Raw genomic sequence first — 23,211 nt, 5'->3', positions numbered from 1 at the left:
AGGTATACGATGAAACGAGTAACAATCTACGATGTCGCTAAAGAAGCTGGCGTTTCGCTGGCTACCGTTTCCCGTGTAATCAATGGTTCAAACGTTGTAAAGGCACCTACGAAGGAGCGTGTTGAAGCTGCTGTTGAAAAGTTAGGTTATAAACCAAATGCGATTGCGCAAGGTCTAGCATTACAGAAGTCTACTTCTATCGGTTTAGTGGTTCCTGAAGCAAGCTTTACATATACAGGCCAAGTTATTAATGGCTTAATTGATGTAGCTAAGATTTATAACTACAATATCATGTTACATACAATCACTGCTGGTATTACAGATATTAATACTGTGATTGAAGACATTATCAAGTCACATGTGGATGGTGTTGTTATCTTCAATGATAAGTTAGTAGCTGGTGATATGGATGCGCTAAGCAAATACAATATCCCAATCGTTGTGATTGGTAATAAGATTAACGGTAAGGGTATCAGTAGTGTTTATGTCGATATTAAGAAAGCTGTCTATGAACTTGTTTCGAAGTTCTTAGAAGAAGGTAAAGATAACATTGGTATCTTAGAAGATCGTAAGAATCCACAGCAGTATGAAAAGATGGTTGCTGGAGCGAAGAAAGCATATGAAGCTCGGGGTAAGAAGTTTACTGGCGCAATTTCGATTCCTGCTGATGCACGTACATCTTATGCATTCTTATCAAAGTGGATGAAAGACCATCGTTATGATGTTGTTATCGCAAATAGAGATTCCCAATGTTTCGCATTGTTAAATGCTAGTAGAGAAAACAATATTTCCATTCCAGATGAAATGGAAGTTGTATGTGTACTCGATACGAAGTATAATTCCATGGTACGTCCGCAGATTTCTAGTTTCTCCATTCCATCTTATGACTTAGGCGCAGTTTCAATGCGTGTTATGACAAAGTTATTGCAGAATGAAGAAGAAAATCACGAAGAAAAGGGCGAAAGCATTGAATTAAGTTATCTGTTTACTCCAAGACAGACAACTAAGAACTAAAAGCGTTGAATAGAATGAGTAGTCACATGTATGCATGTGTAGAGAGATTCCGGTTGGTGAAAGGAATTCTGTATCGGTGATGAATACATCTAGGAGCTGTTTATCTCAAAAGGTAAACCGTTACTCTGCGTTAAAGAGAAATGAGTGTACGATGATTCGTAAACTAAGGTGGTACCGCGCTGAGGCGTCCTTAGAAATATGGGCGCCTTTTATTATGGCGCTAGGAAAGGATTAGTATATGAATTTTATTGAAGAATTACAGTGGCGTGGCTTAGTCAAAGATTGCACAGATAAAGAAGGACTAGGCGAACAACTTAAGAATCCAACAACAATCTATTGTGGATTTGATCCTACAGCAGATTCTCTCCATGTAGGACACTTACAACAAATCCTATTGTTACGTCGTTATCAATTACAAGGACATCAACCAATTGCACTATGTGGTGGTTTTACAGGTATGATTGGTGATCCACGTCCTACAACAGAAAGAAAACTATTAACACATGAAGAAGTACTTCATAACGCCGAGTGCATTCGTGAACAGTTAGCTAAATTCTTATCCTTCGAGGGTTCTAACGCAGCCATCATGGAGAACAACAATAACTGGTTGGGTGAGATGAACTTATTAGCCTTCTTACGTGACTATGGTAAGTTATTTAACATCTCTTACATGTTACAGAAGGATACCATCAAGAAGAGATTAGATTCTGGTATTTCTTACACAGAATTTAGTTATACGATCTTACAGTCTATCGACTGGTATAACTTATTCAAGAAGTACAACTGTCAGATTCAGATTGGTGGTTCTGACCAATGGGGTAACTTAACTTCAGGTATGGAACTTATTCGTAAGATGGAAGGAGATAATGCGAAGGTATTTGGTATTACTTCTCCATTAATCACAAAGAGTGATGGCTCTAAGTTTGGCAAGTCGGAAGGTAAGAATATTTGGTTGGACCCAACTCGTACAAATGCGTATGAATTCTACCAGTTCTGGTTAAATACACCAGATGCGGATATTGTAGACTACCTGAAGAGACTTAGCTTCCATACACCAGAAGAGATCATGGGTTACGAGGAATCTCTTAAGAGTGCACCTGAAAAGCGTGAAGGTCAGAAAGCACTCGCTGCTGAACTCACAGAACTAGTTCATGGAAAAGATGGTTTAGAGAAGGCATTACGTATCACTGAGACATTCTTCAAGGGTGATATTATGACTCTATCTCCAGAGGAGATGAAGGAAGGTCTAGCAGATGCCAAGAAGGCAGCTGTAGAAGATGGTGTAACTTTGATTGATGCGCTTGTGACTGCAGAAGTTTGCAAGTCTAAATCAGAAGCACGTAAGCTAATTGAACAAGGTTCAGTATCAGTAAACGGTAATAAGGTTACAGATATTCAGGCTGTATTACATCAGTCAGAAGCTATTAATAAAGAATTCTCTATCCTTAAAAAAGGTAAAAAGAATTACTTTGTATTAACATTCTAAAGCATGCGGATAGTCAAAAGGCTATCCGTTTTTATAACTGTTCTATGGTATAATTACAAGCGAGGTATTTGTATGTATAGATATTTATTGGTCATTGCAATCTGTATCTGCATGTTATCTGGCTGTGCTAAAAAAGACACAGAAACAAATGCGGCTATGGAATTATATGAAAGTTATTATACGGAAGTTCTAAATACAAAAAACTATCTAGAATCTAGTGATTATTTTTCAATTAGTACAGAGATGACACAGTTATCTGATGGTACCTATCGTTATTATGTGATTATAGATAATCCCAAGACAGAGATGTATCATTGCCGTATTTTTGCGGTGGAAAATGATATTGCGTTTGCGGATAATGACAAGATGATGCCATCATTAGGTATCTTCGATACGGATGTATCACTTGTGCCAAATCGAGTGGATAAATCGAAAGGTCTAATGAAAGGGCTTGTCATCAGTGGTGAAAGTTCTGAAGATCATATCAACTTGAAATTTGTTGTGGAATGGCGTGATCAAGCAAATAAACAAGTTGTCAAACAATATATACAAAAAGAGTTGAAATATGAGAAGTAAGAGGAGTTGGATACATGAAAGAAACAAATACAATTAAAAAATCGTTTATTGCCAGTTCCTTAACGACTTCTGCTGGTATCTTTATTACAAAGTTAATCGGTTTATTCTATATTGTCCCATTTAAAGCAATCGTTGGTCAGCAGGATATGATTTATTATTCTGCAGCGTTTGACTATTATACGATTCTATTACAAATCTGCAGTGCGGGTATTCCGTTTGCTTTAGCGGCTCTTGTCGCAAAGTATCTTTCTAAAAATGACTATAAGACAGTTGTGCTAGTACGTATCTTAGCGACAAGTTTATTAATGGTTTCTGGCTTTGTAATGGCTGTATTGTTTATTGGATTTTCAGGTCCTTTAGCAGCTCGCGCATTAGGTGGTACATCGTATTCAGCTAATGAACTTGCGGCAATGCAAAACTCATTTGTGATTCTTGCGATGGCTTTATTTTTGGTATCTGTTTTATATAGCTATCGTGGATATTATCAAGGTGCCAAGGAAATGCAGCAGTATTCTTTATCACAGGTGATTGAACAATTTGTACGTGTAGGATTCTTACTTGGTGCAGGTTGGTTTGTTGTGTATATTCTGCATCTTCCAAAGATTGTATATATCTATACAGCAGTTGGTGGTACTGGTGTCGGTGCGATGGTTGCCTTACTGCAGTTTATGAACTTTGACCGCAAACACTTCAAGGATGTACAACAAAAGGCGAAACTACAATCTACAAATTCAGTCGCAATCAAAGAGTTGATTCATGAGTTTGTGATGTATGTAATTCCATTCCTATTAAGTTCCATCTTGGCAAACTCACAGGTACTTGTGAATACAAACTTCTTCGTATCTGTGATGGAAGGCTTAGGCACGCAACATAGCCAAGCAACAATGTTATTGAGTATTATCCAGACAAACTGTGATAAGTTAACTTCCATCCCACAGGTTATCGGTAATGGTTTTGCGGCTGGTGCTGTTCCATTTATCACTGTTTCTTTGGTTCATGCGGATTGGAAGGGACTACGTAAGTCTCTAGAAGACTGTCTTGGTACAGTGTTCTATATTGTCATTCCAGTATGTGTATCGATGGCTGCTTTATCAGGTCCTATCTATTACATCATGTATGGTGCTAAAGAGCTAGAGTATGGACAAGTAGCTTTATTCTGGTCTAGTATCTTAGCGTTTGGAACTACAGTGACGCCTGTATTACTATCCATATTATTGTCCTTAAAGATGAGAAGACATACTCTGATATACTTTTCAATTGGATTCTTGGTTAAGGTTATTACATTTTATCCATGTTGTTATTTATTTGGATATTCTGGTGCAATTATCTCTAGTATTCTTTGTGAAATTACATTCATTGCACTGAGTATCTATAAGATTCAAAAGACATATCCTGTACGTGTGAAGAATATGATCATTCGCTTAGTGAAGATTATTATTTGTTGCTTTGCAATGAATGGCATCTATGTTATTGTACGTTGGATTGGCATTGATCCTACACAGTATTCTCGCTTAGTTGCGATTGTATTCGTTGGTATTATTGGAACATTCGGAATGGGTGTATACTTTGCAAGTAGTGAATTATTCCGTCTTCCTAAGTCAATCTTCCATCGCGACTTACGTGGAATGTTTAATCGCATTCTTCATAGAGGTGCCTAAATGTTACGTTTAGATCGTATTCTAGCAAATGCACGTGTTGGCAGTCGTAGTGAAGTTAAGAAACTCGTTAAAGAGAAACGTGTACGTGTCAATGGTGAACTCGCAAAGTCTTCTGACATGCGTGTTGATGAAAATACAGTGGAGATCTTTGTGGATGATATACCGGTGGTTTATGAAAAATATGTTTATTACATGTTAAATAAACCAGCTGGTTATATCAGTGCTACAGAAGGGAAAAACTGTCCCACAGTATTAGATCTAATTGCGGAAGACTATAAAGGCATGTTTCCGTGTGGACGTTTAGACAAAGATACTGAAGGCTTACTGATGATTACCAATGATGGTCCTTTGGCACATGAACTCTTATCACCAAAGAAACATGTTGAAAAAGAGTATTATGTCGAACATACACTGCCGCTAACAGAAGAGGATATTGTTAAGATTGAATCTGGTGTTACATATAATGGTGTAAGTTATAAACCGGCAATATATAAAAAAATCTCTGATACTTCTTGTACACTGATTATTCAAGAAGGGAAGTACCATGAGATTAAATTCATATTCAATTCTGTTGGTGATAAAGTTGTTTATCTGAAACGTCTTCGTATGAAGAATCTTGTTTTAGATGAAACTTTAAAACCAGGTGAATATAGACCTCTTACAAAAGAGGAATTAGAAGATCTTAGATTAATTGCACGTTAACAGTCTCTGGTAATTGCCAGATGCCTGTGCGTGCATATTCGTTTAAAAAGTCAACGACTTGGTCGGTGATAGAGTTTGGTGTAGAAGAACCACTTGTAATTGCGATACGCTTATGTCCATCAATCATAGATGGAGTTAAATCTAGAACACTATCGATAAGATGGGATTCTTGGATACCTGCGTGCTTAGCAATCTTGGCAAGTTGATTGGAGTTATTGGAACGTGCATCCCCAACAACAATAAGTAAATCAACATTCTGTAGTTGAAGCACAGCTTCTTGACGCTTGCTAGTAGCGTTACAGATTTCCTTTGCGACAATTGCGTCAGGGAAGAGTTTTTTACAGTGTGCGATGATTTCTGCTGTATCTAACATGGAAAGTGTTGTCTGATTGGTAATGAGAATATTCTCAAGAGATACATTCTTGAGTGCATCGACATCTTCAATGGATGTCACAAGATGAATCTTATCTGAAATACCAACTGTTCCTTCAGATTCGGGATGATTCTTCTTACCGATATAGATGATGTCACCAACTGCACTATGTTCCTTAACAAGGTTATGTGTACGAATGACATCAGGACAAGTCGCATCAACGCAAGTAAGTCCCTTGGCTTTCGCAGCTGTGATGACATCATCACTTACACCATGAGCAGTAAAGATAACGATACCACTTGGAATTTCTTCTAATAGTTCCATGCGAGTCTTATTTTTATCCTCAACAAAGTTGATACCTAACTTGCGACAAGCATCAACTACAAATTGATTATGTACAATCATACCCAACATTGTGACAGGGGTATCTGGGTTTTCCTTGACAGTTTTTTTGGCAATGAGAATTGCGCGAACAACACCTTGGCAATACCCTCTAGGGATGACTTTTATGATTTCCATATCAGAGTCCTTTCAAACCGTAAATAAAATCGGTTATACTAATTATAGGTGATAAGATGAAAAAATTTGAAGATTTTAATCTAAAAGATACAACAATGGCCTTTATTGAGAAAAACCATTTCAAACAACCAACACCAATTCAAGAACAGGTGATTCCAGCTGCTTTACGTGGCAAAGATGTGATTGGTCTTTCTAGTACGGGTTCTGGTAAGACACATGCATACTTAATTCCAATCATGGAGAAGGTAGATCCTACTAAGGATGAAGCACAGGTTGTTATTACTGCACCTACACGTGAACTTGCGACACAGATTTATGAGATGGCGAAAGTCATGACTGAGATTGTGCCAGAAATACGTGTACGTTTATATGTTGGTGGACGTGAGAGAAGTAAGGATATTGAACAACTTGAAAAATCTCAACCACATATCGTTATCGGAACACCAGGTAGAATTAAGGACTTATTCTTAAATGGTGGCGCATTGCGTATCGATAAAGCAAATATGCTTGTGGTCGATGAAGCGGATATGACTCTAGAATATGGATTCTTAGATGAGATTGATGCCTTTGCAGGTAGACTTGGCGAACATTTACAGATGCTAGCATTCTCTGCTACAATGCCAGATCAGCTAAAGCCATTTATCAATAAGTACATGCATCATCCAATTACATATCAGATTGGTGAGAAGGTACGCTTTAATCCAGATATTAAACACGTGCTAGTACCTTGTTATCATCATAGTTATGCAGAGACAATTTTATCAATCCTACCAGGCTTTCAGCCTTATGTATGTTTGATCTTCGCTAATACACGTCAAGAAGCGTCTGCGATTGCGGAAGAGCTTCGTAAGAATAAAGTGTCTGTGAGTGAAATTCACGGTGACCTTACAAGCCGTAAGAGAAAGCAAGCCATGAAGAGTATCGCTAATGCAGAACATACATACGTTGTGGCTACTGACTTAGCTGCGCGTGGTATCGATATTGGAGAAGTAACACATGTTATCTCCTGTGGATTTCCAGAAGACTTAGAATACTATATTCATCGTGCAGGAAGAACAGGTAGAGCAGGTTCTACAGGTACATGTTATGCCTTGTATCAAGAAAGTGATGATCAAGCAATTCGTTCCTTACAAAAGCGTGGCATTAAGTTTGATCATGCCCGTCATCGTACAACGGGATGGCAGACATTGCATCCATACGGACAAAGACGTCTTAAGACAGATGATGAGCTAGAGAAGAAGATAGCCATGATTATGACGAAGAAGAATACAAAGGTTAAGCCAGGCTACAAGAAGAAACGTGCAGCCGCAATTGATCGTGTACATCGTCAGAAGAAACGCGAAATGATTCGTAGTAAAATCCGTGAAGAAAAGAAGGCTATGTACAAAGAACGTGCAAGAAAAGATAGAGAAGGACTTTCATAAGTCTTTCTTTTTTTGACTAAAATAAAAAAATCGACTGTAGTCGATTTAGCAGTGACGCGTACGGGATTCGAACCCGTGAATGCCGCCTTGAGAGGGCGGTGTGTTAAGCCGCTTCACCAACGCGCCGTTATTGAAGCTTGCTAATAGATTATACTAAATGAGAATCGATACTTCAATAAAAAGTTTTGGAAAATGCTTGTTGGAAGGGGCGAGTAATCAATAGATATATATGATATACTAACTAATGCAAATATGTTTGTGTAAAGGAGTGGTTCTATGTGTGGAATAGTAGGATTTGTAGATAAAAAAACACAGAGTGAAAAAGCAGTGATTATTAAGGACATGATGGATGCGATTATCCACCGTGGTCCAAATAGCGCTGGTCAATATATTGATGATGATGCGGCTTTAGGTTTTCGTCGTTTGAGTATTATCGACTTGGAAGGTGGTAGTCAGCCATTATATAACGAAGATAAAACAAAAGTTTTAACTTTCAATGGTGAGATTTATAACTATCAGTCTATCCGTAAGGAACTAGTTGAAAAGGGGTATCACTTTAAAACGAATACTGACTCTGAAGTGTTGATCCATGGTTACCAAGAGTATGGTGTAGCACTTTTACAAAAGTTGCGTGGTATGTTTGCCTTCGTTATCTGGGATACAGAGAAGAAGGAATTGTTTGGTGCTCGTGACCACTTCGGGATTAAGCCATTCTATTACTACAATACAGATGAAGTATTTATGTATGGTTCTGAAATCAAGTCTTTCTTACACCATCCATCCTTTAAAAAGGAATTGAATAAGGAAGCATTAAAACCATATTTAACATTCCAATATCCAGCAATCAAAGAGTGTTTCTTTAAGAATGTATATCGTTTACCAGAAGGACATTATTTCATCTTGAAGGATGGTAAGTTAGATATTCAACAGTATTGGGACCTACATCAAGAAGAAAAGGATATGACTCTAGAAGAGGCTGTAAACTTTATTGATGAAACCGTACAGGAGTCTGTCGCTACACATAAGATTGCGGATGTAGAAGTGGGTTCGTTTTTATCCTCTGGTGTAGACTCTAGTTTGGTTGCGTCTATCTTGAAACCTGCGAAGACTTACTCTGTTGGTTTTGGAACATCGTACAATGAGTCTACAGAAGCAAAAGCTCTAACAGATATTTTGGGGTTACACAATACATCTCGTACATTAACTGGTGAAGAGGCATTCCAATACTTCCCACAGATTCAATATTACTTAGATGAACCAGATTCCAACCCATCAGTAGTTCCACTGTTCTTCTTATCAGAACTCGCTGCACGCGATGTGAAGGTTGTTATGAGTGGAGAAGGTGCCGATGAATTATTTGCTGGTTATATTGATTATGGTTGGCATTCTAACTCTATGACGGTACGCAAACTTGGTGAAGCTCTAAAGAAGTTATCCCAAAGTAAGCGTCATAAGTTATCTGAGTACTTAAAGAAGTTGCCTAACTTTCCAGGTAGGTTACATTTATTAAAGGCTGTTCAACCAGCTGAAGAATACTTTATTGGCCAGGCACTTGTGTTTACAGAAGAGGAAGCTTCCGCGATTGTAAAACCGGAATATCGTAAGTCACCATCTGTGAAAGATATCGTGATGGATAAGTATGCTAAAGTTAAGAACTTATCTGAAATCAAGAAGATGCAGTACTTAGATATGCATCAATGGATGCCTGGAGATATTTTGTTGAAGGCTGATAAGATGTCCATGGCACATTCCCTTGAATTACGTGTTCCATTACTTGACAAGAAGATGATGGAATGTGCACAGGTAATTCCTACAAAGTATTTATTCAATGAGCACAATACGAAGTATGCTTTCCGTCAAGCTGCGTTCCGTCATATTCCTAAGGAGTGGGCTGCACGTCCTAAGCTTGGTTTCCCAGTTCCTATCAAAGACTGGTTACGTACTGAGAAGTTCTATCAGATTGTACGTGAAGAATTATCAAAAGACTTCGTTGGTGAATTCTTTGACCAGAAGGCGGTGTTACAACTATTAGATGACAACTTCCAAGGTAAGGTGGATGCTCGTCGAAAGATTTGGACACTCTATACATTTATCACTTGGTATGATGTATACTTCATCCAAGGTGGCAACAAACCTCAAGTTGCTTAATCGACGCAGATGCGTCGATTTTTAAAAGGAGATATGCATGCAGGTTTTTAAAAAGAAAAATATAAAATGGGTTATTGTGCTGATTTGTATCAGTATCTTCGTATATTTGATGCAAGCAGTATGGGGTAGTCATGTATTACCGATTGATACTTCTGTCTATAATTTTATAACAAAGCATTTTATATCAGATACCTTAACCCCAATTATGAGAGTCATTACACAGTTTGGTGGTACGATTTTGATGATTGTTTGGGCTATTGCTTCATTAGTTCTCATTACAAATAAAAGAATCGCGGTCAGTGTCGTATCAAACTTGGTGTTGATTGCACTATTAAATAACATATTAAAATTAATCGTACGTCGTGCTCGTCCTACTGGATTTCGTTTGATTACAGAAACGGGGTATAGTTTTCCATCGGGCCATTCTATGGTTAGTATGGCATTCTATGGATATCTAATCTATTTGATTCACAAAAATGTAAGAAATACGAAATTACGTTGGACTTTGATGACAGGTTTTGGTCTATTGATTTTCATTATTGGTATGAGTCGTATTTATTTAGGTGTTCATTATACATCTGATGTATTTGCAGGATTCTTGTTTTCGCTTGGATACTTGGTTGTTTATATCAAGATGACTGATCTAATCGTATTTCAAACGAAATAAAAAACAGAGAAGCTATTTTTGGCTTCTCTGTTCTTCTATAATTTTTTCGATTTCTTCAATTAATGCTTGTTTGATTTCTGCTTGTGGAACAGTGCGGATTACTTTTCCTTTACGGAAGAGGATACCTGACTTGGATCCACCCGCAATACCAATATCGGCACGGCTAGCTTCTTGCATACCATTAACAGGACAGCCCATGACTGCGACTGTGATATTCGCTTTGATACTGTGGAGATAATCTTCCATCTCTTTGACAAGTGGAATCATATCATACTGGATTCTTCCGCATGTAGGACATGCGACTAAATCGGGTACATCTTCAATTAACCGGAAACTACGTAGTAATGCTTTTCCGATAATCAATTCATCTTTTGGCGGACCGGATACAGAGATACGAATTGTATCACCAATTCCTTCATGTAAGAGCACACCTAATGCGGCAGAAGATTTTACAGCAGAATCTGCAAATCCACCAGCTTCTGTAACACCTAAATGAAGAGGGTAGTTAAACGTTTTTGCGGCAAGTTCATACGCATCAATCGTAAGTTCTACATTTGAAGATTTGAATGAGAGACAGATATCATAGAAATCCATACTCTCAAGAATATCAACATGACGTTTCGCACTTTCGACAAGAGCCTCTGCACATGGACCACCATATTTCTCTAAGAGTTCTCTTTCTAAAGAACCAGCGTTAATACCAATACGAATTGGTACATGTTTCTCTTTACATTTGGCAACGACAGCTTCTGTATTTTTACGAGAGCCGATGTTACCAGGGTTGATACGAATTGCGTCAATACCACCATCTAGACAGATGAGGGCGAGTAGATAGTTAAAGTGTATATCTGCGATTAGAGGAATGTTAATGCGGGCTTTGATAGCTGGAATAGCACGAGCATCTTCTTCATCTAATACTGCTGTTCTGACAAGTTCACAGCCATTTGCGGCTAGTTCATTGATCTGTGCGACTGAGCGCTCTACATCTTTTGCAGGAACGTTTGTCATGGATTGTAAGACACATTTATTTTGACCGCCAATTTGGACATTTCCTACAAATAAAGCACGTGTTTCAGTACGTTTCATTATTTCGTCTCCTTTATGAGTACTATTATCCCACGATTATAAAATTTTATCGAGTTTTTCATCTTATAAAATCATAAAGCACTTGGAATTGATTTGTGAATATGATATACTCATCATGCAAAATCTTAGGAGGATTATTAACAATGGCAAGAGAGAATGTAATCTTGGTATGCACAGAATGTGGTGAAGAAAACTACATCACTACAAGAAATAAGCGTAAGCACCCAGAAAAGTTGGAAGTTAAGAAGTACTGTCCACGTTTACGTAAAATGACATTGCATAAGGAGAAGAAATAACCTTTGTTGGTTATTTTTTTATATTTTGTATGAGATTAGATATATTACCAATAGGTCAATTTGAAGAAAATTCTTATGTGTTACATGATAATGGTCATGTGCTTTTTGTTGATCCTGGAAGATATTATAAGAAGATTATAGAATGTGTTGGTAAGGATGAGGTTGTTGATGGTATTGTTTTGACACATGGACATTCTGATCATACTGGGGCAGTGGATGATTTGTGTGATGTATACAACTGTCCTGTTTATATGGACCATCATGATTTACCACTTGTATCACCAAGTAATGCTGGACATTATGGCTATAGTGCACCTGTATATGCGCCAATACATGATTTAAATGAGAAACAGGTTAAGATTGGAACATTTTCTTTAGAAATTCATCATACACCTGGCCATACGGATGGTAGTATCTGTGTTCGCTATAAGAATATTCTTTTTACAGGCGATACGCTATTTGCGTCTAGTTGTGGTAGAACAGATTTATATTCTGGTAGTGATGAAAAGATGCGTCACACACTAGATTATCTCAAGACCCTTCCACATGATTTACAAATCTACCCAGGACATGGACCTGCGAGTACAATAGGAATTGAAGTTCGTAATAATCCCTATATGATTTCTTACTTTTAAGAATAAATCAAAGTTGTTTTGTCTTAGTTTCGTGTAGAATAGAAGCGAGGAAGTAATATGAAGAAATTTTTGATTGGTTTATGTTTGAGTTCGGTATTACTAGTAGGTTGTCATCAAGAAAGATCAAGCTACGTAGCAAAGGAAGATAAGATTGCAATTTCTACAACTGATTTTAAAGATGAAGATGCACAAAAACTAGTGGAGTCTGTATTGAAGAAACAGTTTCCGCAATATGAATGTACTGTCACCCAGACAATTATTAAGGGGAACAATGTTTATGGTATATACACATATCAGAAAAATGGACGTACAATGACCCAACAGGTCTCTCTCTATACAGTTTCCGTCAATAAGAATGACCATGATGATATTATCTACCTACAGAGTTCCTTTGGAGCTGTTGATCATCGTATCACACAGATGATTGAGGAGAAGACAATTCCTACTGATAATACGGTTGAAAAACCGAAAGATGAAAAAGAAAAGGAATTTGATTTACCGACAACGGTCGATGATCCAGATTCTGCCACAAGTAAACAGGCAACTGAGATTCAAAATTCTGGTGGACTCTACATTGTGCGTTTCTATCTTAATGCAGGAAGTCTAAGAATCTATGGTAAGCATACAGGACAAGGTACTTTTGTGGCAAAACTATATGATTTAGAACAGAACCTCGTTGCGGAAATGGTAAATATTGAAGGATATGGAGAATATGATCAAACGACACAGACGCCTCCAGGTTACTATTATCTGATTGTACAGAAGTCAGATGGGAAATTTGATTTAAATTATGAATACTAATGTTCGAGAAATCGAACATTTTTTTTATGGACTTTTTGTACTCCTAGTGAATATAGAAGTGCGAGGACTACTATGGAAGAACGATTGATTGAATGTTTAAAAATAGCGATGGAATTTCATGTGACGGATATCCATTTTCATCTAAAAACATATCCGAAAGAAAGTTTGAGTATCGAGATGAAGATTGAGCAAGATGTTAGGCAAATGGTACCAAAAGAAGATGATATTCGTTTATTTCGTTATCTGATGTATAAAGCGAATCTAGACCTATCAGATATCCATCATCCACAAACGGGAAGATTTGAGATGGAAATTGATGGGCAACCAGTATCTTTACGCTTTGCGCTAGTTTCAAGTTATCACAATACATCAGGTGTGTTACGTATTCTGAATCAACATTCGCCACTACATATTGAAGATTTAACAATTGATTATGATACTTCGATATGGCTAAGGAATATTACAAAACATACATCCGGACTTTTTATATTTTCTGGGCCAACCGGTTCTGGCAAGACAACAACGCTATATACCATTCTCAACGAAACTAAGGGGAAGAAGATATTTACACTGGAAGATCCTGTTGAGGTATATCACGAAAACTATGTACAAATACAAATCAATGACCACCAACATTTATCTTATGATGAGGGTATCAAACAACTCATGAGACATGATCCAGATATCATCATGATTGGTGAGATTCGTGATAGTCAAGCCGCCTTAATGGCTGTACGTAGTGCATTAACGGGACATTTAGTCGTAACTAGTTTACATAGTCAAAATTGTATGTCTGCGATTGACCGTCTATTAGATTTAGGGGTGGATATGTATCAATTAAAAGATGTACTGATAGGTATTTCTAATCAGCGTTTATTTAATTTAGGTGATGGAAAACGCTCAGGTGTGTATGAATACATGAATCGAAAGGAGGTGGCTTATGCCTTGGAACATCGATGTGTTTCTGAAACGTTTATATCACTTCAAAAGCAATTACAAAGCGCTGTTAAGAAGGGATATATTGCGTCAGATTGTCTTGAGGAATACACGCTTTGATAAACTAGAATGCCAAGGAATTGTAAGTTTGATGGAAAATGGATTTAGTTTTACTGATACATTACAAATTTTAAAGACAAAAAGAAATGAACGACATATTGTGTATGTATTAGAAAAGCTAGAACAAGGGCAGACATTCAACGATGCATTCTCCTCGCTATTACCGGTTTGTTATGGAAAGTACTTCAGTAACTTTATCCGTTATCTACCAGTACTAGAAAGTTTGCGGATTTCAATAGAACTATCAAACCATGAGGAACAAACGAAACAGAAGATGATGAAGGATATGATCTATCCGGTTGTCATGTTGTTTGTAATGTTTTTTGGAATGTATTTGTTTAATGGTTTTGTCTTTCCGCAGATGATTACATTAATGAATAGTTTTGAGGTGAATGTCAAAAGTTATTACTTCTTACGAAGTTTGATTCAATTATTATCATGGTTAGCGACTTTTGTAATTGTTATAGGAATCTTGTTGTGGATTGTGTTTCAACATCCGCAAAGAAAGTGTTGGTTATATCGTTTGCTTGTAAAGCACATGCCAGACTCACTAATGGTTCAAAAAGCATCTGCAGAATTTGCAAGATACTTCCTTGAATGCGTAAGGGTGCGTATCCCAACAATACAAACAATGAAAATATTGTTAGATATGAAAGAAAAAGATTTGGTATGCTTGATTGCCCATGAACTAAATGAGTCTCTATGCAAAGGCGAATCATTTGAAAATACATTACATACACCATATGTAGAACATGCATTACAACAGTTTTTTCAAATCGCTTTACATGGGTCAAACTGCGAGAAGATGCTAGAAGGATATCTAGTGATGAACCAGCAACGACATATCAAACAAGTACGTATCTTTACGCGTAGCGTACAACTATCTTGCTATGGGGCGATAGGACTAATACTGCTTGTAATATATCAGATATTAATGTTACCAATGCAGATGTTACAGAATATATAGGAGGTGAGTGATGAATAAAAAAGGATTTACATTACTAGAGATGACGATTGTTATCTTAATTATTTCAATACTGTTTTTATTAGTAATACCAAATATTAAAAAGACACTAACGATTGTAAATGACAAAGGTTGTAAGGCTTTGGAGAAGATTGCGGACTCTGCGATTATCCAATATAAACTAGAATATGATAGCTATCCTGGAAGTGTTAGTGATTTAGTGAATGCGGGGTTATTAACGGAACAGCAGATTACCTGTGATGGGGAAAAGAGTCTTGTAATTAGTGATGGACATGCGTATATCGAATAAAGGTTTTAGCTTGCTAGAAATGTGTGTACTTCTTTTTGTGATATCGGTATTTATGATGTTATTACCAACGAGCATACATATACCAGATACTGAATATTATGCGTTTGTGGATAATTATCTGTACTTACAAAGTACCGCAATGAAACAAGCAAAAAGTATTTCTTTTGAAGAATATAATGTACGTTTTAATCAGAAGGGAAATGTGAATCAAGCAAAGACAATTTATTTTAAAAATGAACGTACAATCATTGTAGAACTTGGTGGTGGTCGACTTGCGATTCAATAAAAAGGGATTATTTACAATGGAAGCATTCGTTAGTTTAAGTATCACATTATTGTTAGTTGGTTTGATTACAAGTATCATACAAGCAAATTACGCCAAACATACTGTATATGAAAGAAAGATACGTGAAATGGAAGAAGCGTTGGTGGAAGCAATGAATGATATAGAAGGGTGTTTACAAGAATGTCAAAAAGAAGAGGATTTGCACTCATTGAAATCTTAATTTGTATTTTAACAGTATGTATCTGCATTCCGATAACAGTACAAGTTTTATCTATTGTGCGTAGTGTCTTGAAAGATAAAACTCCATTACAAGATCAGATTGCGCTAGTGCAATTAAGACATTATCTAGCTGTAGCATATGACATTGAATTAGAACCAACAACAATCTCATTTCAAAGACAACAGGAAGAAATGAGATTACGTCTTGTAAATCAAAATCTCATCATACAGCCAGGTACACAAATATTCTTAATGAATATAGAGAATGCAATGTTTTACTTAGAGAAAGATAGTGTGATTCTAAGATATGTTAGAGATAACCACGAATATGAAGTATTCTTATGTAAACAATAAGGGCTTTATCAGTGTATATTTTCTCGTTATCTTTCTATATGTGATAACACTTGTGACAGTAATTAGCGTCAATTTGGATAACCAAGCAAAAACACTAGAAAACTTAGAAATAATCTATTCCTATCAACTAGAAGAACTTTCAGCAATTGCTAGATTAAAAAAAGAATTATGTACTGAAATACATTTAGAAGAAAAATATCAAATCAAGGATCAATATATCTATATCCAACTAACGAATGAGACCCTTATTGTGGAATATGATGCGGATAAAAAAATTGTGTTAGATTATGAGGTCAACCGATAAAGTAACGATTTTTAAGATTCTTCATAATTAAGAGTGTTATAAGATAGGCTTTTTGTTTATAATGAAACTACTGGAGGCGAGTTTCATGGAGAAAGTAAGATTTATTGGCAGTAAAAGAAGAATAAATACTCCTATTAGCTATCGTCAGCGTGTTGTGCAGTATCGTCATAGACCGTTTCAACAACATGCAATTTATAAAAGTGAGAAATTATCTAAGCCAGAATCAGTTGTTAATCAATTGATTCCTCAGAAGTTTGTTGAAGATATCAAATTTGATGAGAATTTTAATAAAGCAAAAAATGCACTTGGCGATGTAGGTGGAAAGATGAAATCTTTCTTATCAGATGCTGGTAATAAGGCAAAAGAATCTTCTCAGCATGCATGGCAACTATTACAAGAAAAATATGCATCGCTGAAAGATGATTTTCAAAAGAGTAAAGAAGAACGCTTAGATAAACAAAAGAAGGCACTCCAAACTCCGAAAACAAAAGCAGCAGATAGCAAAGAAACGACTGTAGAAGAAAAGTCTAAGCCTGTTAAGATGACGCGAAAAGAAAGATTGATTGCGGATGCAGATAGAGATATTAGTACTGCAAAGACAGACTTCTTAACAAGACTGTTATTCCCAGCATATGCGATTGATCGTCTTGCGAAAAACCATGATGACTTTATGATGTTCATAGGTGTTGCGATTCGTAATTCAATTCATTGGATTGCATTTGCGTATTTCTTATCTGCAATGCTTGCTGGTTATATTAATCTTTCGCCATTTGGGTTTACTAGAATGAACTTTAGTGACACGTTTATCATGTCGTTAAAACTAGCATTTTTATTCATTTTATTTGAAGGAATCTATTTGGTGATCAGTGGGTATATCGCAAATATCAAGGTATCTTATAACTATCGTCATCAACTTGCGTCATTAACTTCTATCGCAAGTTTACTTCCAACAGTGATTTATATTCTGGCGATTCTATTGTTATCTAAGTCTATGTTAGTAGGATTCCTGCTAGGAACTCTGGGTATGGTGGCTGGTGTATATCTGCGTATTCAGGCATATATAAAGTCCGCACCATTTGCGACAAGTGCGCAGATGATTGTCCTGATGTTTGTGGTTGCAGGATTTATTTGTACAGCATATTTCTATATTCCACTGACAATGCAAAGTACAGTGGAAATGCTAAAAACATTATTAAATATCTAAGGAGGAGAAATCCTTCTTTCTTTTTACTGGTAAGTGTAAGTAAACTGGTATATACTAAAGAAGATAAAACTCAGGGCAGGGTGCAATTCCCGACCGGCGGTATACCCCGCGAACCGAAAGGTTGAATCGGTGCAATTCCGATGGCGACAGTACAGTCTGGATGGAAGAGTAGGAAGTTTTTCATCATCAATTTTTACCCGAGGTGTTATCTTAGATAGCCTCTTTTATTTTGAGGCAAGGAGATGAAACCATGTCAGGAAGTAAGAAAGTTTTAACAACAAAATTTATTGCGAATGTAGCGGTCCTCAGTGCAGTAGCGTTTGTGCTGATGCTGTTTGATTTTCCGTTACTATTTATCGCGCCTAACTTTTACAAGTTAGATTTTAGTGAAGTCAGTGTATTGATTGGTGGATTTGCGTTTGGACCATGGGCAGCAATTCTGATTGAAGCAATCAAAATCATCTTGAAATTATTATTTAAGCCTACACAGACGATGTTTGTAGGTGAACTTGCAAACTTCATTATCGGTGTTGCATTCACTGTGCCAGCTGCGATTGTTTACCGTAAGCATAAGTCTAAGAGAAATGCTTTAATTGGTATGGTAGTGGGTACACTTGTAATGGCTGCTGTTGGTATTCTAGCGAATTATTTTGTGCTATTACCGTTCTATTCAACACTATATGGAATGCCTATTGATGCGTTTGTTAAGATGGGTGCAGCAATTTTCCCATTTATTAAGAGTGTATGGGGATTGCTCTTTGTTTGTGTATTACCATTTAACTTAATCAAGGGCTTTGTTGTAAGTGTCATCACTAGACTACTGTACAAGCGTATCTCAGGTTTTTTACATTAATTTGAAAATTCAGTGAAAAGGCGTAATAACACGCCTTTTTTCGTGTGTAAATGATAAAAATGTCCAAGCGAGTAAGTGAAATAAATACGGATATGGTATAATATTTCTGTTTATTGGGAGATGTACATATGGCTGAATTATCACGTATTAAGAAATATAAAGATTTGCGCGAGAAAATTGCGCAAGATTTAGATAGTAACGACGTAACAACAACCAAGGAATTATCTCGTTTTCAAAAGAGATTGAATCAGATTGATGCGAATAATTTCCATAGAAGTGGAGATTATACAGAGAGTGCTAACGAAGGTGTTCACCGCCGTGTAAGTGCTCCAATCAAAGATGTAGAACCTGCTAAACCAGTGATTTCTGAACCAGTCACTTCTTTTGAACATGAAGAACCAGCACCAACATTGGCAAACTTTGAGGCTGGTGCTTTTACGACTGTAAATGACTTAGCGGGATATGACAATGACTATCTAGATCAGTATATTCGTGAAGTTAAACAATATAATATCGAACAGGGAAACTCTTCTTTAGAAAATACATCCATGGATATCTTACGTAAGATAAAGGGTGATTCTATTGCGAATAAGAAGATTCAAGAAGCGCGTAAAGCACCTGTCAAAAAGCCATATTCTAATAGTACAGGTACAACTGACATTCCATTTATGTCATCAAACAAACAACGTACATCTCAACCTGCAAAACCTGTAACTCCATCAAAGCAGGATAATCTGTTTGATGTACCTTATACAGGTGATAACAACCATATTAATGATCCGATGAGTCTTACAAAAGAAGACATCATGGCGGAAGTAAAGAATCTAATGAACGAGAAGAGATCTAATCCAGAAAATTCTCTTCCAGAGATTCCTGCTTTTACACCACGTGTTAGTCATATGGATTCTAGAGACTATATGAGTCAGAATACAACTAGTTTCCCACCACTTGAAAATACTGCGCAGTTTAGTGATGCATTTGGTGATTTAATGAATCCACAAGAACCACGTAGAGAAGCACAAACAAGTCAGACAACTAATGATGATGCGTTTGCGATGTTTCCAAGAAAGACGGAGAATTATGAAAGTACAAATCAACGCCTATTGAATGAAACAACACAGATGCGTGTTCAATTGGATAACTATGAAGCAAATCTAACAGATGTGAATGAGAAGATGCAGTATACAAACCATGTGTTAAATATTGTGGTTGTTGTGCTGATTCTATTGCTTGTAATCTTATTATTACTAGCAGTTTATGGCATTGTAATGAATAGTGGTAGGGCATAAGATGAAGATAAATATTGCGATTGATGGACCTGGTGCAGCGGGAAAAAGTACCATTGCTAAGTGTCTGGCAAAAAAATTGAATTATGTACATTTAGATACAGGTGCGATGTATCGTAGTACAGCATATAAGGCTTTACAAAATCATATTTGTTTGGAAGATGAAGAGGCTGTATGTAAAATGTTAGAACATACGAAGATTCAGTTATTGACGGATGGTTCTATCTTATTGGATGGAGAAGATGTATCTGATAAAATTCGTACGAATGAGATAAGCCTAGCAGCAAGTCTTGTATCTAAGCTAGCAAATGTACGTCGTATGCTTGTTGCACGCCAACAAGAAATGGCAAAAGAGAAGGGCTTTATTATGGATGGCCGTGATATTGGAACTGTAGTTTTAAAAGATGCGGAAGTGAAGATTTATATGACAGCTACGCCAATGGCCCGTGCAAAGCGTAGATATGATCAGAATATCGCTAAGAATATTCCGACTGGAAGTATTGAAGAAATAGCGAAGGAAATCGCAGAACGCGATTTACAAGATATGACACGTGCTAATTCGCCACTCAAAAAAGCAGATGATGCGGTTGAAATTGACACAAGTGATATGTCAATCGAAGAAGTAACAGAACGTATCTATGATCTTGCTAAGCCTTTTATTGAAAAGGAGGTTTTGTAATGCATAGTGGAGTAATCGCAATTGTTGGTCGTCCGAATGTTGGAAAATCAACAATTTTTAATCGTATTGCGGGTTCTCGTGTATCTATTGTGGAAGATTTTCCTGGTGTAACACGTGACCGTATTTATACGACTGGTGAATGGACTGGAAAGAAGTTCCAGCTGATTGATACAGGTGGTATCCAATTAGCAGATCAACCTTATCAAGAAGAAATCCGTGCCCAGGTACAGATTGCAATGAATGAAGCTGATGTTATTCTCTTTGTTGTAAATGGCAAGATGGGTATGACGGATGATGATTCCTATATTGCAGGGATTTTGCAGAAACAGACAAAACCGGTTGTTCTTGCGGTAAATATGATTGATGATTCAACTCGTATGATGAATATCTATGAGTTCTATAACCTTGGTTTAGGTGATCCAATCGCTGTATCTGGTGTACATGGTATTGGTATTGGCGATGTTTTGGATGAATGCTTACGCTTGATGCCTGAAGAGGACAAAGATGATAAGCATACAGGTATTCACATTGCTGTTATTGGAGAACCAAACGTTGGTAAATCATCACTTGTAAATGCAATTCTTAAAGAGAAACGTTCCATTGTTTCTAACGTACAAGGAACAACGCGTGATGCGGTTGATACACCATTTGTTTATGAAGGAAAACCATATGTTATCGTTGATACAGCAGGTATTCGTAAGCGTGGTAAAGTATATGAATCTGTTGAAAAGTATTCTGTACTAAGAGCAATGACAGCGATTGAACGTTGTGATCTAGCTTTATTTGTCATTGATGGTGAAGCAGGTATCCGTGAACAAGATAAACACGTTGCAGGATATGCTTGTGAAGCTGGTAAGCCAATTGTCATCGTTGTCAATAAGTGGGATGCAGTTGAGAAGGATGATAAGACAATGAATGCGTTCATTGAACGTATTCGTATTGAATTTGCTTATCTTAGTTATGCGCCTATTGTATTCGTAAGTGCTTTAACACATCAACGAGTAGATACAATTATTCCGGTTGTTGATCAAGTATATGAAAATTCTTGCCGTCGTATCGCTACAAATATCCTTAATGAAGTGATTACGGATACACAGATTACAACTCCAGCCCCAGCTCGTAATGGAAAACGTTTCCGTGTATATTACGGTACACAGGTATCAATTCAACCACCTACATTTGTACTTTCCTGTAATGATCCAAGACTCATGCACTTTACGTATGAACGATTCTTAGAGAATTCATTACGTCAAGCATTTGATTTTAGTGGTACACCAATTCGTATTGTTGTTAGAAAGAAGGTATCCGAATGAAAATATGTGTATTAGGAACAGGTAGCTGGGGTACAGCTTTGGCACAGGTTTTAGCCGATAATCAACAGGAAGTTATGATGTGGGGAATTGATCCACGTGAAGTTGAAGATATTGAAGTCAATCATCATAATACAAAGTTTTTTGATACAGAAATTAACCATGATATTCATGCAAGTACAGATTTATCTGTTGTTTCAGATGCGGATGTAGTATTAGCGGCAGTTCCAACAATGGCACTTGAAGAAGTACTGACAAAAGCTAGTCAACATCTAACAAAACCAGCAATCATAATCAATGTAGCAAAAGGATTTCATCCTGTTACACATGAACGCTTGAGTGTTGTGATTTCTAAGATTGTCCCACAAGAAAAGTGTAAGGCTATCGTATCATTGATTGGCCCATCCCATGCTGAAGAAGTTATTCTACGTTTGATGACTTCTGTTAATGCGGTAAGCGATAATGAAGAAGCAGCTAAGACGGTACAGCACTTATTTTCCAACCAATATTTCCGTGTATACCGTAATGCGGATGTGATTGGTGCAGAAATTGGTGTTGCGATTAAGAATGTCATGGCGATTGCTAGTGGTATCTTAGAAGGTAGTGGACAGGGTGATAATGCAAGAGCTGGTCTTATGACACGTGGTCTTGCGGAAATGACTCGTTATGGTGTTGCCTTAGGTGGTAAACAAGAAACATATCTTGGACTTGATGGAGTAGGCGACTTGATTGTTACATGTACATCACGTCATTCCCGTAACTTTATGGCTGGATATCAGATTGGTCTAGATAAAGGCGCGAAGAAGTTCTGGGAAGAAAACAAAAAGACTGTAGAAGGTGTATTTGCATGTAAAGTTGTTTATGAAGAGGCGAAGAAACGTAACATTTCAATGCCTATCACAAATGAAGTATATGCAGTACTTTATGAAGGAAAAGCACCATTAGATGCAATGAAAGATCTAATGGCAAGAGATTTAAAGGCAGAATAGTATATTGGACAT

At 36.9% G+C, this 23,211-nt stretch carries 26 protein-coding genes, 1 tRNA gene, 1 riboswitch and 1 other annotated feature; of the genes, 24 read left to right on the top strand and 3 right to left on the bottom strand.

The genetic code is table 11. The features are described 5' to 3' along the window. Positions 1–9: 9 nt before the first annotated feature. From RWM19_RS00910 to RWM19_RS00890, 5 genes are all read left to right on the top strand, one after another. The gene (locus RWM19_RS00910) at positions 10–1,014 is read left to right on the top strand and encodes a LacI family DNA-binding transcriptional regulator (RefSeq protein ID WP_294023092.1); all 1,005 of its coding nucleotides are present in this window, start codon (positions 10–12) and stop codon (positions 1,012–1,014) included. Next, positions 1,011–1,209 (top strand) — a binding site (T-box leader). Its footprint overlaps the gene before it by 4 nt. 43 nt (positions 1,210–1,252) lie before the next feature. Then, the gene (gene tyrS / locus RWM19_RS00905; protein ID WP_294023093.1) at positions 1,253–2,500 is read left to right on the top strand and encodes a tyrosine--tRNA ligase; all 1,248 of its coding nucleotides are present in this window, start codon (positions 1,253–1,255) and stop codon (positions 2,498–2,500) included. Between the two features lie 72 nt (positions 2,501–2,572). Further along, positions 2,573–3,076: a hypothetical protein gene (locus RWM19_RS00900; protein WP_294023094.1), complete on the top strand. Its 504-nt coding sequence runs from the start codon at positions 2,573–2,575 to the stop codon at positions 3,074–3,076. 14 nt (positions 3,077–3,090) lie between these two features. Next, positions 3,091–4,734: a polysaccharide biosynthesis C-terminal domain-containing protein gene (locus RWM19_RS00895; RefSeq protein WP_313982732.1), complete on the top strand. Its 1,644-nt coding sequence runs from the start codon at positions 3,091–3,093 to the stop codon at positions 4,732–4,734. Further along, positions 4,735–5,436 (top strand): pseudouridine synthase, encoded by a 702-nt coding sequence (locus RWM19_RS00890; RefSeq protein WP_313982730.1) that lies wholly within the window; start codon positions 4,735–4,737, stop codon positions 5,434–5,436. It begins immediately after the preceding gene. Here the strand turns inward: RWM19_RS00890 and ispH are convergent. After that, complete coding sequence (ispH, locus tag RWM19_RS00885; RefSeq protein ID WP_313982728.1) at positions 5,417–6,328, bottom strand: 4-hydroxy-3-methylbut-2-enyl diphosphate reductase; 912 nt, start codon at positions 6,326–6,328, stop codon at positions 5,417–5,419. The genes RWM19_RS00890 and ispH overlap by 20 nt on opposite strands. Positions 6,329–6,384: 56 nt before the next feature. Between ispH and RWM19_RS00880 the strand changes: the two genes are divergently transcribed. Continuing rightward, positions 6,385–7,752, top strand: coding sequence for a DEAD/DEAH box helicase (locus RWM19_RS00880; RefSeq protein WP_313982726.1), 1,368 nt, complete (start codon positions 6,385–6,387; stop codon positions 7,750–7,752). 52 nt (positions 7,753–7,804) lie between these two features. On the opposite strand, the gene RWM19_RS00875 is transcribed toward RWM19_RS00880, so the two are convergent. After that, positions 7,805–7,878: transfer RNA gene (locus RWM19_RS00875), tRNA-Glu, on the bottom strand. Positions 7,879–8,028: 150 nt separating this feature from the next. Here RWM19_RS00875 and asnB point away from each other — a divergent pair. Continuing rightward, complete coding sequence (gene asnB / locus RWM19_RS00870) at positions 8,029–9,900, top strand: asparagine synthase (glutamine-hydrolyzing) (protein ID WP_313982724.1); 1,872 nt, start codon at positions 8,029–8,031, stop codon at positions 9,898–9,900. A gap of 37 nt (positions 9,901–9,937) precedes the next feature. Further along, a complete protein-coding gene (locus RWM19_RS00865) occupies positions 9,938–10,567 on the top strand; it encodes a phosphatase PAP2 family protein (RefSeq protein WP_313982722.1) in 630 nt (209 codons plus the stop codon). 12 nt (positions 10,568–10,579) lie between these two features. On the opposite strand, the gene ispG is transcribed toward RWM19_RS00865, so the two are convergent. Continuing rightward, complete coding sequence (gene ispG / locus RWM19_RS00860; protein ID WP_313982720.1) at positions 10,580–11,653, bottom strand: flavodoxin-dependent (E)-4-hydroxy-3-methylbut-2-enyl-diphosphate synthase; 1,074 nt, start codon at positions 11,651–11,653, stop codon at positions 10,580–10,582. A gap of 143 nt (positions 11,654–11,796) precedes the next feature. Here ispG and rpmG point away from each other — a divergent pair, with 143 nt between their 5' ends. From rpmG to RWM19_RS00780, 16 genes are all read left to right on the top strand, one after another. Beyond that, on the top strand, positions 11,797–11,949 hold the full coding sequence (rpmG, locus tag RWM19_RS00855) for a 50S ribosomal protein L33 (protein WP_006525470.1): 153 nt from the start codon (positions 11,797–11,799) through the stop codon (positions 11,947–11,949). Between the two features lie 29 nt (positions 11,950–11,978). Continuing rightward, the gene (locus RWM19_RS00850) at positions 11,979–12,584 is read left to right on the top strand and encodes an MBL fold metallo-hydrolase (RefSeq protein ID WP_313982718.1); all 606 of its coding nucleotides are present in this window, start codon (positions 11,979–11,981) and stop codon (positions 12,582–12,584) included. 57 nt (positions 12,585–12,641) lie between these two features. Then, on the top strand, positions 12,642–13,385 hold the full coding sequence (locus tag RWM19_RS00845) for a hypothetical protein (RefSeq protein ID WP_313982716.1): 744 nt from the start codon (positions 12,642–12,644) through the stop codon (positions 13,383–13,385). Positions 13,386–13,457: 72 nt separating this feature from the next. After that, complete coding sequence (locus RWM19_RS00840) at positions 13,458–14,441, top strand: ATPase, T2SS/T4P/T4SS family (RefSeq protein WP_313982714.1); 984 nt, start codon at positions 13,458–13,460, stop codon at positions 14,439–14,441. After that, complete coding sequence (locus RWM19_RS00835; protein ID WP_313982712.1) at positions 14,407–15,408, top strand: type II secretion system F family protein; 1,002 nt, start codon at positions 14,407–14,409, stop codon at positions 15,406–15,408. Before RWM19_RS00840 ends, RWM19_RS00835 begins: the two co-directional genes overlap by 35 nt. A gap of 10 nt (positions 15,409–15,418) precedes the next feature. Then, entirely contained in the window at positions 15,419–15,715 is a 297-nt protein-coding gene (gene comGC / locus RWM19_RS00830) for a competence type IV pilus major pilin ComGC (protein WP_006525475.1), read from the top strand. Continuing rightward, a complete protein-coding gene (locus tag RWM19_RS00825; RefSeq protein WP_313982708.1) occupies positions 15,699–16,001 on the top strand; it encodes a hypothetical protein in 303 nt (100 codons plus the stop codon). Before comGC ends, RWM19_RS00825 begins: the two co-directional genes overlap by 17 nt. After that, complete coding sequence (locus RWM19_RS00820) at positions 15,988–16,221, top strand: hypothetical protein (RefSeq protein ID WP_313982706.1); 234 nt, start codon at positions 15,988–15,990, stop codon at positions 16,219–16,221. Before RWM19_RS00825 ends, RWM19_RS00820 begins: the two co-directional genes overlap by 14 nt. Next, the gene (locus RWM19_RS00815) at positions 16,182–16,574 is read left to right on the top strand and encodes a competence type IV pilus minor pilin ComGF (protein WP_313982704.1); all 393 of its coding nucleotides are present in this window, start codon (positions 16,182–16,184) and stop codon (positions 16,572–16,574) included. Before RWM19_RS00820 ends, RWM19_RS00815 begins: the two co-directional genes overlap by 40 nt. Then, on the top strand, positions 16,549–16,878 hold the full coding sequence (locus RWM19_RS00810; RefSeq protein ID WP_313982702.1) for a hypothetical protein: 330 nt from the start codon (positions 16,549–16,551) through the stop codon (positions 16,876–16,878). The genes RWM19_RS00815 and RWM19_RS00810 overlap by 26 nt, the downstream gene beginning before the upstream one ends. Positions 16,879–16,963: 85 nt before the next feature. Continuing rightward, positions 16,964–18,082: a stage II sporulation protein M gene (locus tag RWM19_RS00805; RefSeq protein WP_313982701.1), complete on the top strand. Its 1,119-nt coding sequence runs from the start codon at positions 16,964–16,966 to the stop codon at positions 18,080–18,082. 62 nt (positions 18,083–18,144) lie between these two features. Beyond that, positions 18,145–18,258: riboswitch (FMN riboswitch) on the top strand. Positions 18,259–18,332: 74 nt separating this feature from the next. Next, positions 18,333–18,935: an ECF transporter S component gene (locus RWM19_RS00800; protein ID WP_313982699.1), complete on the top strand. Its 603-nt coding sequence runs from the start codon at positions 18,333–18,335 to the stop codon at positions 18,933–18,935. Positions 18,936–19,063: 128 nt separating this feature from the next. Beyond that, positions 19,064–20,224, top strand: coding sequence for a hypothetical protein (locus RWM19_RS00795; RefSeq protein ID WP_313982697.1), 1,161 nt, complete (start codon positions 19,064–19,066; stop codon positions 20,222–20,224). 1 nt (position 20,225) lies between these two features. Beyond that, entirely contained in the window at positions 20,226–20,900 is a 675-nt protein-coding gene (gene cmk, locus RWM19_RS00790; protein WP_294021110.1) for a (d)CMP kinase, read from the top strand. Continuing rightward, complete coding sequence (der, locus tag RWM19_RS00785; RefSeq protein WP_313982694.1) at positions 20,900–22,213, top strand: ribosome biogenesis GTPase Der; 1,314 nt, start codon at positions 20,900–20,902, stop codon at positions 22,211–22,213. The genes cmk and der overlap by 1 nt, the downstream gene beginning before the upstream one ends. Further along, complete coding sequence (locus RWM19_RS00780; protein WP_313982692.1) at positions 22,210–23,199, top strand: NAD(P)H-dependent glycerol-3-phosphate dehydrogenase; 990 nt, start codon at positions 22,210–22,212, stop codon at positions 23,197–23,199. The genes der and RWM19_RS00780 overlap by 4 nt, the downstream gene beginning before the upstream one ends. The last annotated feature ends 12 nt before the right edge of the window (positions 23,200–23,211 follow it).

This window comes from uncultured Solobacterium sp., from assembly GCF_963517755.1.
Lineage (GTDB): Bacteria > Bacillota_I > Bacilli_A > Erysipelotrichales > Erysipelotrichaceae > Bulleidia.
This window is presented reverse-complemented; position numbering and strand designations above follow the sequence as displayed.